Genomic DNA, 14,834 nt, shown 5'->3' on the forward strand with positions numbered 1-14,834 from the left:
TTTGTTGCTTTTAACGCTTGCGTTGGCGCTTACTCTTTTTAGTGCGTGTCCCCTTTCTTGGAGACTTCTCTAATGCCTTCTTCACATTGACTTGTGAAAGCAATTTAATATCTTTTAATTTTAGAGCAAGAAGGATGTCATTAAAACCTTTAATTGTGGCCTTCGAATAAGAATTTTTGTTTTTGTCCATGGCCAATTGAAAAACAAGACTAAAACGCTGTAAGGCCGAACGAACACTAGAAATATAATCTTCATTATTTGACTCTAGTGCCCTTTTTGCATCCATCTTATAGTATTCAACAAGGTAATTTTCGAGTCCTCTTGTGTAGTCGCGAGTAAATTTAATATCTGTTTTATTTGAAATAAGGTCAAAACCAGCAAGTGGATTAAAGATCCCATCCTTTACCCAAGTCTGTAGTCGTTCATTTACCTTTTCTCCCCATCTCGCTTTAAAGAAAAGTGTATTTGCGAAAGCTGTTTGGGCCTTATCATTATCAAGATTTCGGTCCCAAATGCTCTTATATACAACAGGCTTTAAAAGGGAGAGGCTAAAGAAAGTTTCACGGTAAATAATATTTTCACCTGAATAGTCTTTCTTCCTTATGAGAATATTTTCACCGCTTTTAATAAAGTCGATATAGTTATCATTGGTAATTTCAAGTAATTTCTCTAGTTCAATTTTAAGCTGTAGATAAGGTAGAAATTGAAAATGCCCTTTTAAAATGAGCCTAGGAATACTCTTATAATTGACGAGAAATGCATTTGAGATCAGTTCAAAAAGCTCAAGACTTGCTCTACTACTTAGGTAGTAAAGATCATCATCTCCCCTTTTTGACAATTCTAGCACCTTACTCAACTCAGGATAATATAGATCAAAAAGAAATAAGTTATCACGAGCGACCTTTACAAGTGAATAAAGATCAAAGCGTGATGAAATTTTAAAGATACCCTTATTTTTAAGTTTCGTATCCCAAATCGATATTAATGGACGATAGATCGTTTTTGAATCGACCTTTCTAATTTCAAAACTAGGCCTTATGGTAAATCTTGAATTATCTAAATTGGTAAAACTTGAAAAACCTAGACTTGTGGAACCGATTTCGGAGAACGATTCAAAATCAGTAATCTCTCCTTCCACAAAAGTCTTTAGACCAAAATCCACAAATTGGTTACTAAATAATTGCTGCTTATACATGAGGGCACTAAATGGCGTGAGCCCAATCGAGACAACACAAATTATTGTAGCAACTAAGTAAGATAATACTTTTGATTTATAAATAATTCTCGAGGCCGTAAGCTTCACACTTATTGGTGACTCCACCCCTCTTGCAAATATATCCAAAATGAGTCGCACTGGTAATAAGATCAAGCGCATGATGGCACCTAATCTTTTTTGTATGGCCGAGCCCGCTGCAAGTCTAACACCACAAACATATTGACCGAGTGTAATACTAAAGAATAGTGAGCAATAGAATACATAGAGAAAGTATGTAATCAAGTAGACATAGAGATGCTGAATTGAAGCGCCAAGATTTTTAATATTAAAAATTGCATTTGTGATAGATAAAATAAACTCACTACCTAAGAGCCCATAGCTTATAAATAAGCAAAGACATAAATCGATAATGGTAGCAGTAATTCTTAGGTAGCGATTTGTATAAAATGTCATAGATAATTCAACCAACGGCCACTATTTTTGGCACTCAAATTTTAAATATTCTCAATTATAGAAGTATTTTAACACCATGAAATCTCATGTTCCATTACATAAAATCAGCGACTTATTTGCACCCTTGTGTATTTATTTAACCAATTTATTAGGTCAAGCATCAATTCATTAATAAAATAAAGAAAATTACTAAAATGTCGATAAGTATAAAGCATTGAATTGACAGGGGAAGTAAAGTGAAAAGATTAACGAAGGCCAAAGAGCAAAATAACTTAAGAAAGAAAGGAACAGGTTCCTCTTTCAAAAAAGTTAAAGTCAGCGTAATGGCGTTAACACTTATTCACTCATCTATTCCGATGAGCGCATTCGCTTTTAAGAAAAATGGTGAGTCTTGGGCAGAGTTCACGGCCGGCTCAGGAATGAAAACTGTTATTGGTGGGCTAAACATGATTGGGGATATTTCTCAACAAATGTACAACCAAGGACGCCTATCAAACACTGAGATCCAAGCACTTCAGGCCTTCAATAAGTCAAAGGCCGATGCTCAACAAAAGCTTCAATCAAGAAGAATGCACCCTGCTTTTAACTGCCCTCTTGCTCCAGAGCCAATTCTTGCACCAAATGGAGCCTGTAGTATTGGTGGGAATCTTAAGATCCCTGAGCAAGCACTAGAATTTGGACAAAATATTTTAAATGAATACACAAGCTTTCTGAAACCAAGAAATACTCCACCATATGTTGGTTCTCAATGTATTGAGGATGGAATGAAGAGTATTCAAGATAACTTTGCTTCAATGACTTCTCAGTATGATCGCATGATTGAGCAATTCGAAGCAGAACTTAAGAAAGTAGCAGAGATTCAAAAGAAAAATAGAATTAAGATCAAAGAAGTTCACGCTCTACTTAACGGTGGTGGAAATAATGTAAGCCAGGACTTCATTAATACTGACTTTAATAAAATTATGCCAGCTTCATGTGTGGAAGCATATGATGTGAATAAAATCATTAAGAAGCAAGGTGGGCTTGTTGGCCTAAAAGATAGAATGAGCAGTGATGACCGTAAGGCAAAACGCTTTAGAGGAAGCTCTCTTATCACAATGAGAAATCAAATTGAATCTGATAAGAAAAAAGTTGCTCAAAGACTTGCGACAGGTGGTTACGATGAAGCACTAAGAGAAGACCTTTTTAAAGGAACTCAATTTGCGAACCTATTTTCATCAGCAAGAACTTTTGCAGCTCAAAATACAACAGCGAAACTTAAGAAAGTGCAAACAATGCTTTCAAGTCTTGGAGTAAGTGATGCAGACCTTCCAAAATTTGATGATCCAAGCTTCTTAATAAAAGTTGATCGCCTAGCTTCAAAATCAGAAGATTCATACAAAGAGAAATTCATTATCGATTGTATGACTGGAAAAAATGCTGCTGCCTACTCGACTCCAATTAACCAAGCAGTTAACTCATTTGATAACGTAAAACTTGGAAATCAAGGTGACACTCTTTCATCATTTAAAAGAGCTGCATCTAATGCATTCTCTGATCCAACATCTCTATCTTCTCTAGACAGTGTTGCGAACTCATTTAACAACAATGATATTAGAATCACAGTTTCTAACAGCAGTGGAAATAGTGTGACAAAATCAGCTAAGGAATACTATAGCGATATCAAGAATGAATGTGTTGCTATCTACAATGGTGACCTAAAACCAGCTGGTGATGTGGCAAATCTTGAAACATACCGTGCAGAAGCAAAAGCTCTAAAAGCTGAAGCTAAAAAACTTCAGTCTCTAACAAAGAGAACACTTGCTTCAGAGGGTGACGGAAGTATCATGGCGGAAATTGATGAGCTAATTTACAATTGTAATGGAAATGCAGTTGAACTTAGCAAGTGTGGGCCAGATGTATATGAAACATCAAGCAAATCATTTTGTGTAACTCAAGCAGCAGCTTGTTCAGACAATGTAAATACATGTGCTACTTTTACAGAAACATTAGTTAATGCAAAGACAGCAGAACTTAAGCAAAAAGCAGATACTTACAACGCTCAAATGCAACAGTATGAAAACAAAGCAAAGGCCTTAATGGCACAAATGCAAGCTCATATGAAACAAGTTTCTGATCACGCATATAAGAATATGTTCCCTAACCTAACACCAGAAATGGCAAGAGCATATGGTATCCCAGCTTCTTCTGGTCTTACTTTTGGTAAACTTCAAGACCTTGATCAACCAATGGATGAAGCTGAAACAAAAGGTATCTTACTAGAAAAAGATCCTGAAGCCTTTATGCGTGACCTACTAGCAGGAATGAATGGTAATAGTGCAAGCATGAGAGCTGATCTTAACAAATGGTTTGAGAATCAGAACACTCACCTAGCTTCACAAGTTGAAAAGATTAACCAAAGCCTTCAAGAAGAAAGAGGGAAATGGCAAGAATTCGTTTCAAATTGTGCAACAGCTATTAATGACAGAAACCAAGCGGCACAAAAAGCAGCGAAAGAAGGTGCAGAAAAAGCCGCAGAAGCATCACAACAACAAGTTGAGTTCTGCTACAAACTAAAAGGACTACAGGACTCAAGTCCAGGCCCTGGTTGTACAGGAGACAATAATGCAAGTGACCTATACTCAGATGCAACAGAAATTGCTTCCATCCTTCAAGCACAATCAGGAGGACAGTCACCTCTTCAAATGGCAATGAATGGTGGTTCTTCAAGTACTCTAATTTTTGAACAGATTTCTGAGTATAAGAAACTATGTGCAAGTGCATCGGCAGAAGGAAGTATTCCTTCTGATGGTGAATCAAAAGACTCATCAAACAGTGGAAAATCTCTTGCTCAACTTCAAAGTGCTTGCTCTAACAGTGGGCAAAATGATGAGCAGCTGATCACTTCTCTAACAACGAAACTTACAGACAACCTTTCAGAGGAAGGAAGTAAGTACAAAGAAGATATTGAAAACTTCATTAACAATGACACTCAGATTGGAGATGATGCACTTAAGGCGATCTCTGATAAGAATATCATTATCGCTCAGCAAATTAAGTCTCTTAAAAACAGAGCAGCTGAGATTAGTGGAGACTATGATGGAAAAGGTCTTTGTAAGATGCTTTCATCAGGGCGTGACCAATATGTTGGTAAGCTATGTGATGCAAAAGCTGATACAGCAAAAGAAGAGTGTATCACTAGAGAAAGAAAAGATTTTGAAAAAGATAAGCTAGTTGCTTTAGGAGTTGCTTACGAGGCGAAAATTATTACTCAAATTAGCTCTCCAGGACTTCAAAGTGAGTGGAACCGTATTGGTGAGAAGTATAGTGGAACAGCTTGTGCGGCCATTAATGGATCTCAATATGGACAAAAAGGATTTATTCCAGGGCTTATTGAAAAGATCGATCGTGACCTAGCGTCAGATGGAATGATTCAGTAACTCGATAGAATAGAATATATTTATTCAAGGGCATGGGAGGCCTAATTGAAATTTGCGGTACGTATAGTTAAAAATAAAAAAGAACTACTTCATACACTAGGGACTTTAGGGTGTATCAGTATCCTTGCAACTTCATGTGTGGTCGATCAAGCCTCTTCATCACGAGAAGGCTCAGGTGGTTCGGCCCTAAGCAATACTCAAGATACTGTATCAGCAAATTATGGACGTGTCTTAACAGCAAATCCCCTCGTTCTTAGCGATTACACTGCTGACGAGAATACAGACCTCTCAACTCTCATTACTCGCTCACCTGTTTATATTACAAGTAATGAGTATTTAACAAAATCTTGTTCACTGATTGGTGACTGTCTAGAAGTGACAGAAGATGCCGGTGTTTCAGCATTTCAAAATGAATCAAGAAAGTGGGCCTTCCCTGTTACAACAACAGAGTTTTTACAAATCAATGCTTTTTATCATACGGCAAAAGTTATCGATACATACCTAGGTGATGTTACAACATATGTCTTTGATCGCCTTAATCAGGTCTCATACGACACAGCTGTGCCAACAAATACAGATTTACACAAGGCCTATTGGAATGCTTCAAATAAGGCAAAGCTTGTCGTTCATGCAGATGCAAGTCTAAGAAAGAATGCCAGTTTTGATCCAAGTAACTTCCTAATCAAATTAGGTTATATTCCTGGCTATCAAAATATCAAAATGGCCCAAGATCCTTCTGTTATTTATCACGAATTTGGCCATGCTATTGTTGATCGTCTAATGAACCATAGAAACAGGGCCTTTAATGCAGCATTTTGTTTAAATACACAAAATCCGATTTGCCTTGAAGAGTCAGCCCTTGGTTACTTTGGCCATGATGAAGCCTACTCGATTAATGAAGGTATTGCCGATTACTTCTCTTACTTCACTAATGACAGAGAACATATGGGAGAATGGGGATTAGGAAAATTTGCAAATGCTTCACGCCCTATCTCAGAAGACGATTCAATGCATATCGCAGGGATCTCAACTGATGAAGACTCAAGACTCAGTTATCCAGAATACCTTGGTTACGATGTTTATAGTAAAGAAGCTCGTGTTGACGATATCCACGTTGATGGACAAATCATTAGTCACCTTCTTGTTGCTTTAACAAAAGAACTTAGTAATCGTTGTACAGGAAATATTGGTGATGCCAAGAAGCTTGTCTTCTACGCACTTGTCGAGTCACTAGGCGAACTTGGTGACCTTTCAGCACAGGCAAAAGATGGACTAACAGGTCAGATCAACCTAGATCAAGACTATGCGAAAGAATGGCTTAAATCGGTAAACCCAATTAACTTCAGACGCTTTTCTCAATCACTGGCCAGAAATGTCTACAATATCACGAATAGCCAGTACAACCTTTGTACATACCAAAACTTTTCTAAGGACAACTTAGAGCAATTATTTGATTCATACGGATTACTACTTTTTAGAACTTATAATAATAACTTCAACTCTATTTCAACGACGAATATCACAGTTAATCCACTTAATCGTAAGAAAACAGAGCTTATTAATAAAAACCTTCTTGTAAAAGACACACGTTCTTCATACTCATCATTAAGTGTATTTGATATCCGCTCGTCAGTTTATCAAACAATTCAAAATCAAATGGATGTGGGAGAAGTAACAACAGTCGATGCCAGATATAACAATGGAAACGGTAAGGTTTCACCAGGAGAGATCGTAGGTCTATTTGTTAGTGTCTATAACAATTCAAGCTCTATCATGGCAGGAACAAGAGTGCTAGCATCAGACTGGGCCCACATGCAAGACGGTGTACCTTGTTCAAATTTAAGTGATGGATACCCTTCTATTTCACAAGGCGGTAAGACTTGTGATCCATTAACTGAGACAAATTATAATGACACAGGAAGAATCATGCCTGTATGTATGCTTACATATAATGACGGTACAAGCACAAAGCTCCTTAATCAACATGAGTTCTTAAAGAGAATGAAGTCCGATATTGGGCTCCTCGAAAAAGACTGTCTAGGTCAAGGTGAAGACCGCACTCAAGATGACTTAAATAATTGTTTCGTAAAGGCCATCCCAAGCACGAATGTTCAAAACATTCCATTCATGGCCCCTAAGTCTAATTGGCAAGAAACAATGCAAGCTGAACAAGGAACTCCTCTATTTACAGACTCAAATATTATGTTCTTTGAGATCAATAAGAATATCCCTCTAGGAACAGAAGTATCATGTCGTCTACGTATGACATTTGCAAATTGTGAAGATTGTTACCACGATCTAACGAGTACCAATTATGATGACTTTAAAGACTTTGAGTTTGCAGGTGAAGAACCATTTAGCATTTTAAATATTAACTTTACGATTGAACAATAAGTTCAATAAAAAGAAGGCATAGATGAAAAAGTTTTTACTATTTTGTAGTATCTCTTTAGCAGCACTTTTTATTATTTCTTCATACCAGAATGAAGGAAAATCAAATTCTAAAGAATACTCTTCCACAGGTAGTAACAACCAAAAGCGCTATAAAGCACGAAAGCACCATCATGGACACAAACAACACTCTCGAAAGATTGCCTCTGTTCCAACAGCAGATTTCCCTAAAGATGGCTCTGCTCCAAATGACTCCTTAGCAGATGTCACAAAAGAGCTAACGAAAGAAGATATCGCTGTTATTAATAAGGTGAAAAAGAACCTACCAATTCTTACGAATAGTGAATTTGAAATTGTAAAAAGACTTAAGATTACAGATAAGAGCATTTATATCGTCAATCGAGACGTGAACGGTATGCCGCAATCATTTACGGCAATTATTGATAATAAAACGGGAAGAATTGAAAAGAGTTGGGGAAAGACTCGCTACGAGTCTCCCCTAAGCACCAGACATTACCCAGCAACTACTTACTAACTTGCTTGATCCACTCTGTTGTGTGACCGTTATTTCCAAGACGACGTACCGTCTTCTCATAACCATGGCTTTCATTTAGTGAATATTGTCTGAAGTTATCAATTGAACAAAAGTGTACAATCTCTTTCACATCAAATTCTTTGGCAGCTTGTTCAAAGAAGTCCATAATTCGATGAGAAAAACCACTTCCACTATGTTGCATCTTAATTGATGTATTCTTGCAAAGAAGCTTATCACCTTCTTTCTTAACGAAAGCAGCAGCGATAATCTCGTCAGATAATTTTACTGAATAAAGTTGCCAACCATCTGACAACTCTTTCTTAATATCATCTAATGTCCATTTAAAATCTGGACTATCAGAGAATGCCTCAACGTTATAATCGTAAACGTCTTTTACTTTCTTTTGAGATGTAACTGACTCAAAACTTAGTTCGCCTAATTGAATGGCCTTTACCATGATTCCTTCCTAGTAAATAATATTGTAAAAAACTGAGATCTTTCTACAATTATAGCGTAGAGATATAAGCAGCAAGATCCTTAAAGTCTGAATCGTTCAGACCTTTAATAAATGGTAACATATCTGGGTTCTTTCTTTCACCAGTTTTAAATTGAACAAGTGATGAGTAAATATACCAGTCGTATTGTCCCGCAATACGAGGAGCGTTCATCGACTTCTTTCCTTCTCCATTATCACCGTGACATGAAATACAACGTGAGTATAGAGTCTTACCTTTGGCCGCGCTTTGAGCGTGAACAGTATTCATTGAAAAAATACCTAGTGTGATAAGTGCAAGGGCCGTTAACTTCATTCTAGTTCCTCTTTTATAAAATCTATTTTTTGTTAATTTTCTTTACCGTATAGCTATCTAATATTAACTGCTTATACATCACTGCGCAACTAATTTTATACGCTGAGATTGAAAGCTAAAGTTCATATACTTAGCAATACAATCATAGATCATCTCTTTTAAGCTATCGGCCTGTAGCTGACGCAGCCCACCAAATACTAGGCCATCATCAACGCAAACCTCATTTTCTTCGATGCTAAATAATTGAATTTGACCTAAGTTATAACTCTCCAGAGTCGCATTCACATTTTCAATAAGTGAGACCATTTTCACAAGACGCTCTTTTAGCGCCAAATTTTCCCAATTAAGAACTTCTATTTTATTATTCATCAGTGCATTTTCAAAAAATTCTTTTTGAATTTCTTGCAAGATCGTTTCAAACCACTTTTTTAAATCTAAAACTCCTGGCCAACTATGTTGGGCAGTACTATCTCTTAGGAAACTTTCCGCTTCTCTGAATGTCATAACAAATAAGGCACTAGGCCCAACTTTTTTTACAATCGTCAAGGCACTATAAATAAGGGCCTTCTTTCTTAGCGCATCTTCTTCATTTGCCATAAAGCTTTCATCAAAGAAGCTTGCTGAAATATATTGAGAATATTGTGCAGTATCGAGATCACGAAGAAGCTCTTGTGCTTTATTTGATATAGTCATCATCCACCTTTTATAGGAATCAAAATAACAGCTTTGAATACTTTTGACCATAAATTAAGAGATTATGCTATCATTTAGAAATGACACAAGATTCGCAAACAGTAAAAAAAAGATATCATCTAATCGACCTCACGAGAGGCATAGCAGTCATTTTAATGATTATCTTTCATTTCACATATGATCTTGATGTCTTTGGATTTGTGGATGTTGAATTCTTTAGGCCAGGGTTTTGGTACTACCTCCCGCGCCTTATAGTAACTCTTTTTATGTTCTCAGTAGGTGTATCAATATGCATGGCCCATCCTGGAAAGATTCACCCACGTCCATATCTAATTCGCCAAGCAAAAATTGGTATTGCGGCCATTATCATTAGTGTCTCAACATATTTTATGTTTCCAAAAAATTGGATCTACTTTGGAACACTACATTGTATCTTCTTCACAACATTACTAATCACGCCCTTAAGAAAAAGACCATGGCCCAGCGCAATATTGGCCATTCTCATTCTAGTACTTGAAATGACCCCATACGCCATACCATTTCCAGAGATGAGTCACGCGTCGCTAGACTTTATCGCAGTCTTTCCATGGGCCGCTATTTCAATGCTAGGAATAGCCTTCTTTCATCTTGGCTGGCATAAGATTGATTACCCACAGTGGCGTCTTATACGATTTACACAGTTCTTAGGGAAGCATTCATTTCTTATCTATGTTACTCACCAACTATTTCTCTACTCAATTGTTTATATTGCGTACAAGATCATAAAAGGTGCGCCACTTTTGTAAGGTTTTTGAAAACTTTTTGAAATCCATAGCCTCTCTTTACCAACTATGCTATTTAATTTAGCAAAGGAAAAAGGCTAAAAAGCAATGGTAAGTAACAAGTTCAATTACAAGTACTTTGAGCGTTCAATTGGCTCAATGAAATTCGCAGTTTTTATAATTTCACTATTCTCACTTGCAATGATTGTAGGAACATTCGTTGAAAGTTATTACGGAACAGACTTCGTAGGAAGGCTTATCTATAAGACTTGGTGGTTTATGGCCATTCAATTCTTTATGGGACTAAGTATTCTTTTTGCAGCACTTATAAGGCTCCCGTTAAAGAAAAGGCTCTACGGTTTCTACACAATTCACACAGGCCTTATCATTATAGGGATTGGTTCATTTGTCACATATATTGCTGGAATAGATGGAACCATCCACCTGCAGCCAATGACTCCAACAAGACAGGTTGTACTTAACGAAGATGTTATTGAGATCACGCGTCCAGATGAAAATACTAGAGCAGTTCTGCCTCTTCCTTATAGTGCATTTGATAGTAGTATTGACGTCACTTACAAAGAAATTGAAATTAAAGAATATATTCCATTTGCTGATAAAGTTATGCAGTGGCTCCCGGCCAAAGATAGTGTTAATGATTCAGATAATATGCACTCTTCAAGCTATATCATTTCAAATGATAACGTGGCCCAAGACTTCACTTTAAGCCTTCACCCTGAAGCATTTGATTTTCAAGCTTCTCTTAGCATGGGACTTTTAAGTATTACTTACCTACCTAAAACTCTTGCCCCATGTTTTTCAACACCTAGTGATAGTGGCCTAATTCTTTGGGATTCAAGAACTTCACAGTGTTACACAGCAGAAGAGAAAAATATTAAGGTTGAAGAGACGGCAACTAATAAACGATTCTTTGTTATTAAAGACGGTGAGAATGTATATTCATTTCTCCCTGACTTAAGCCCTTGGGCGCTTGACCAAAATCTAAAGCCTGCAATGAATGCACCAATCAGAGTATTCTCTAAGAATCTTTTCAAAGAAAAGCCAAACCTATTTCTATTTGGAGACTCGGCTTCTTTCTTTGATAAAGATGCTGACAAATGGATTAGCCAGAATTTTGATAACCAAGGTCTAATGTCACTTCCTTGGATGGGCTTCACTCTAAAATTAGTTCGCAACGAAAAAAACCTTGTACCAACAATGGTACCAGAGTCAACTTTACCAATTCAACAAAATGGTGGACTAGTTAAAGGTATGACAAGAGCAGCTAAAATTCAGGTAAGAGATAAAGAGTATTGGTTAACAGATGATAAGCCAGTTTCCGTACTTATTGATGGTGTAAAGACAAATGTCTACTTAACAAAAAGATCGTTTCTTCTACCATTTGAGTTCACACTTACTCGTTTCAAAATGGATAAAGACCCCGGAACGAATCGCCCAGCAAGTTATGAGAGTTTTGTAAATTTATTCACAGATGGTGCTACAACTCCATATCATGTCTATATGAATAACCCTCTTAAGTATGATGGCTTCACTTTTTATCAGGCTTCATACTCTCAAGATCCTGAAACAGGACAATATAGTTCAACCCTATCAGTAAACCTAGATCAAGGTCGCTGGATTAAATACCTAGGCTCAATCCTACTCGTCTTAGGTTCTCTATGGCACTACTACCTAAACTACCGCCCTAAGAGAAAGACAAAGGACCTATTAGGTCTTGAAGTAGCAGATAGTGACCAATTAGGAGACAAGAAATGATTAAGATTCTACTAAGTCTACTTATCGCAACAAGTACACTTGCTAACGTTAATTTTTGTAATGACGAATTAGGAAAACTTCCTATTCTTCAAGACGGGCGTATTAAACCGCTTACAGTACATGCAAAGGAAGTAATTCATCACCTGACAGGAAAGTACAAGGCCAAAGGTCATTCATCAGTAGGTACTTTTTGTCTTCTTAGCTCAAAGGCCTTTGGCCTAGAAGCACCTTTTAAACTAGAAACAAAGATTGAGCACAAGAATACAAAAGCTCTTCTTGGTGGAAAAAGCTCAATGGCACTTGATGACTTAATTGATGAGAACGTCACAATTAGAATGGCCTATCAGAAAGAAAAGGTTGAGTCAGGTTATAAGAAAGAGCTAAATAAGCTTCTTAATAAAATTGCTCTTTATCAAGACATCATCAATGGAAGTAACTGGCAGTTACCAGTTAAAATGGGTAATGAAATTTCTTGGGAGCCAGTTACAAGCTTTTTAACAAAAGAGAAAGTCGATGCACTTGCACAAATTTCTTCAACACCTTTTAAAGATGTATTTGCTAAGGCAAAGAAAGACTACATCGAAGTAAGTGGAGATAAGTACCTAACAGAATTCTTATTCGACAAGTTACAACTGACGAAGATTGCCTTTGCTTTAACTCTAATTGGACTAGCAGCACTGGTTCTTTTTAAGAAGTTTGGCGTCGCACTTGCTCTTTCAGCACTAACAATTATCGTACAAACAGTTTATATCACTTTAAGAGTCTATATTTCAGGACGTGCACCAATTACAAATATGTATGAAACTGTTATCTTCTCTGGATACGGTGCTCTTCTTCTTTCAATGATTATTGGACACTTTAAGAAGGAAAAGACATATCTCTACATGGGACTTGCATACAACCTATGTACTCTTATGATGATTACATTTGCGACAAATATGGTTTCACCATCAATTAGTCCTCTTGTTCCAGTACTAAGAGATAACTTCTGGCTAAGTACTCACGTAACGACAATCATTATGTCTTACGGTGCCCTGGCCCTAAGCTGGATTTTAGCAAATACAATTCTATTCAAAAGAGCGTTTACAGACTTCAAAGTAGAAGATGAGACATATTACAATGATCTAATCTACACAACTCTTAAATACGGTATCATCATGCTAGCAGCAGGAATTATCCTTGGTGGTGTTTGGGCCGATTATTCTTGGGGAAGATTCTGGGGTTGGGATCCGAAAGAGACGTGGTCACTAATTGTTCTATGTATCTATATGGCAATCCTTCACGGAAAGTATACAAATTGGATCACGAATAAGAGCTTTTCGGTACTAGTAGCAGGAGCCTTTATGAGTGTTATGATGGCATGGTTTGGGGTTAACTACATCCTTGCAACAGGACTTCACTCTTACGGATTCTCTCAAGGTGGAGCATACTTCTTAGGAACATTCTTTGCGGTTCAAACGATCTTCCTAATCTTAACAGTTATAAAATCAAATCATAAAGCAGCATAAAAAAAGGGCCTTCTAAGAGGCCCTTTTTACTTACATAAATGGATTGATATATTGAGATCTAATTTCTCTAAGCATATAATCGTCATCATTCATTTCGAAGTATCCGATTAAGGCCCCTTCAGTAATCTGTTGTTGCTTGTAATAAGACTTAATGAAGCCATTAACATTATCCTTAATAATTGAAGGAAGTGGAACAAAGCTTAAACCTAAGCTTGCTAACGTCAGAACACTTCTAAGTCTCTTGACACGATTTGGACGGTCATAAGAGTATGCGATGGCAGGCGACTTATCAAAAGTGTGATTACCATCAAATAGGTTAACAATCACTCTCTCACCATCAAGAGTTACTTCTTGAAAACCGTAGTTGATTCGATCCCCAATTTCTGAATACTTTGACTTATAAGATCTAAAACGATTTGTTGCCGTTCTAAATTTTGAGTAGAAACTTGCTGTACCGTATCTTGGCCAGTTTAGCTTAGCACTATTCGATTCCCAAAATGCAATCCAATCAATTCTTGACTCATAAATTGAAGAATAGACAAGATCCACTTCTTCTTTTGTTAGGCCAAGATCCACAGGAGCTGCAAACTCAAGATAGTGTAAAAGTAGGTTTTGGTGATAGAAACGTCTTGTTCTAAATAACTTCTCAGTTTCTGTAATAACATAAAAAGCTGTATTTAAAGCAGGAACTGTTGATAAACGTTTACGAGCTTGATTTAATGCCCAATTTACGACTTTATAAGTAACATTTTTGCGGTAGAAAAATGTTGCATTATCTGGCTTTGCAATAATAGTTGGGTCAATATAATAGAAAGTATCCTTAATCTTTGAACCAAACTCTTCAATTAAGTTATTAAACTCTTTATCAGCAAAAATAGCGTTAAAATCAACACCTTCAAATGCACGCATTGAAGTCACCACTCTTTTAACATTCTTCTGTGTTTGAAAATCATTACCTAAAAAATTATGACCTGTTTCAAATAGTCCCTCGACCTCAGCTTCGTAATTTCCAGTAAGTCCACTTTGTGACATCAAGGCCTGTTCATTTAAAATTGAGTTTTTAATATACTCAACATAGTCCTTGAACTTGAATTTTGTACGTATAGTACGATCTCTTACGGCAATAAGTTTTCCAGAATCATCTCTTTCAAAAGAAAATCTGTTATTAAATTTTTCATTTATTCGATCTGGGTTTGCAGCAAGAACATTGCTCGACACTAATAGCATCAATGCTAGCATTAGATTTCTCATTATCTTCCTCCATGAAAATATC

The 14,834-nt window shown here is 36.7% G+C and carries 11 protein-coding genes; 6 read left to right on the forward strand and 5 right to left on the reverse strand.

The window, feature by feature from the left end; translation table 11 throughout:
• Nucleotides 1–10: 10 nt before the first annotated feature.
• Complete coding sequence (locus tag ABMA76_RS13100; RefSeq protein ID WP_393061813.1) at nt 11–1,669, reverse strand: hypothetical protein; 1,659 nt, start codon at nt 1,667–1,669, stop codon at nt 11–13.
• Between the two features lie 236 nt (nt 1,670–1,905).
• Between ABMA76_RS13100 and ABMA76_RS13105 the strand changes: the two genes are divergently transcribed.
• The 3 genes from ABMA76_RS13105 to ABMA76_RS13115 are packed head-to-tail and all read left to right on the forward strand — an operon-like array spanning nt 1,906 to nt 8,014.
• Nucleotides 1,906–5,088 carry a hypothetical protein gene (locus ABMA76_RS13105; RefSeq protein ID WP_392989079.1) on the forward strand — a complete coding sequence of 1,061 codons (3,183 nt, stop codon included), beginning with the start codon at nt 1,906–1,908 and terminating at the stop codon, nt 5,086–5,088.
• A gap of 45 nt (nt 5,089–5,133) precedes the next feature.
• Nucleotides 5,134–7,482: a hypothetical protein gene (locus tag ABMA76_RS13110; RefSeq protein ID WP_393061815.1), complete on the forward strand. Its 2,349-nt coding sequence runs from the start codon at nt 5,134–5,136 to the stop codon at nt 7,480–7,482.
• Nucleotides 7,483–7,504: 22 nt separating this feature from the next.
• The gene (locus tag ABMA76_RS13115) at nt 7,505–8,014 is read left to right on the forward strand and encodes a hypothetical protein (RefSeq protein WP_392911758.1); all 510 of its coding nucleotides are present in this window, start codon (nt 7,505–7,507) and stop codon (nt 8,012–8,014) included.
• On the opposite strand, the gene ABMA76_RS13120 is transcribed toward ABMA76_RS13115, so the two are convergent.
• From ABMA76_RS13120 to ABMA76_RS13130, 3 genes are all read right to left on the reverse strand, one after another.
• Complete coding sequence (locus ABMA76_RS13120) at nt 8,004–8,471, reverse strand: hypothetical protein (protein WP_392911760.1); 468 nt, start codon at nt 8,469–8,471, stop codon at nt 8,004–8,006. The genes ABMA76_RS13115 and ABMA76_RS13120 overlap by 11 nt on opposite strands.
• Nucleotides 8,472–8,520: 49 nt before the next feature.
• A complete protein-coding gene (locus ABMA76_RS13125; protein WP_392911762.1) occupies nt 8,521–8,823 on the reverse strand; it encodes a c-type cytochrome in 303 nt (100 codons plus the stop codon).
• 78 nt (nt 8,824–8,901) lie between these two features.
• Nucleotides 8,902–9,519, reverse strand: coding sequence for a hypothetical protein (locus tag ABMA76_RS13130; RefSeq protein WP_392911765.1), 618 nt, complete (start codon nt 9,517–9,519; stop codon nt 8,902–8,904).
• 77 nt (nt 9,520–9,596) lie between these two features.
• On the opposite strand from ABMA76_RS13130, the gene ABMA76_RS13135 reads away from it, so the two are divergent.
• From ABMA76_RS13135 to ABMA76_RS13145, 3 genes are all read left to right on the forward strand, one after another.
• The gene (locus ABMA76_RS13135) at nt 9,597–10,301 is read left to right on the forward strand and encodes a heparan-alpha-glucosaminide N-acetyltransferase (protein WP_392911767.1); all 705 of its coding nucleotides are present in this window, start codon (nt 9,597–9,599) and stop codon (nt 10,299–10,301) included.
• 84 nt (nt 10,302–10,385) lie between these two features.
• Nucleotides 10,386–12,053 carry a cytochrome c biogenesis protein ResB gene (locus ABMA76_RS13140; RefSeq protein ID WP_392911770.1) on the forward strand — a complete coding sequence of 556 codons (1,668 nt, stop codon included), beginning with the start codon at nt 10,386–10,388 and terminating at the stop codon, nt 12,051–12,053.
• Nucleotides 12,050–13,561 (forward strand): cytochrome c biogenesis protein, encoded by a 1,512-nt coding sequence (locus ABMA76_RS13145; RefSeq protein WP_392911772.1) that lies wholly within the window; start codon nt 12,050–12,052, stop codon nt 13,559–13,561. Before ABMA76_RS13140 ends, ABMA76_RS13145 begins: the two co-directional genes overlap by 4 nt.
• A 30-nt stretch (nt 13,562–13,591) precedes the next feature.
• Here the strand turns inward: ABMA76_RS13145 and ABMA76_RS13150 are convergent, their stop codons facing one another.
• Nucleotides 13,592–14,812: a hypothetical protein gene (locus tag ABMA76_RS13150; protein ID WP_392911774.1), complete on the reverse strand. Its 1,221-nt coding sequence runs from the start codon at nt 14,810–14,812 to the stop codon at nt 13,592–13,594.
• Nucleotides 14,813–14,834: the final 22 nt, after the last annotated feature.

Source organism: Halobacteriovorax sp. ZH5_bin.2 (assembly GCF_043196375.1).
Classification (GTDB): domain Bacteria; phylum Bdellovibrionota; class Bacteriovoracia; order Bacteriovoracales; family Bacteriovoracaceae; genus Halobacteriovorax_A.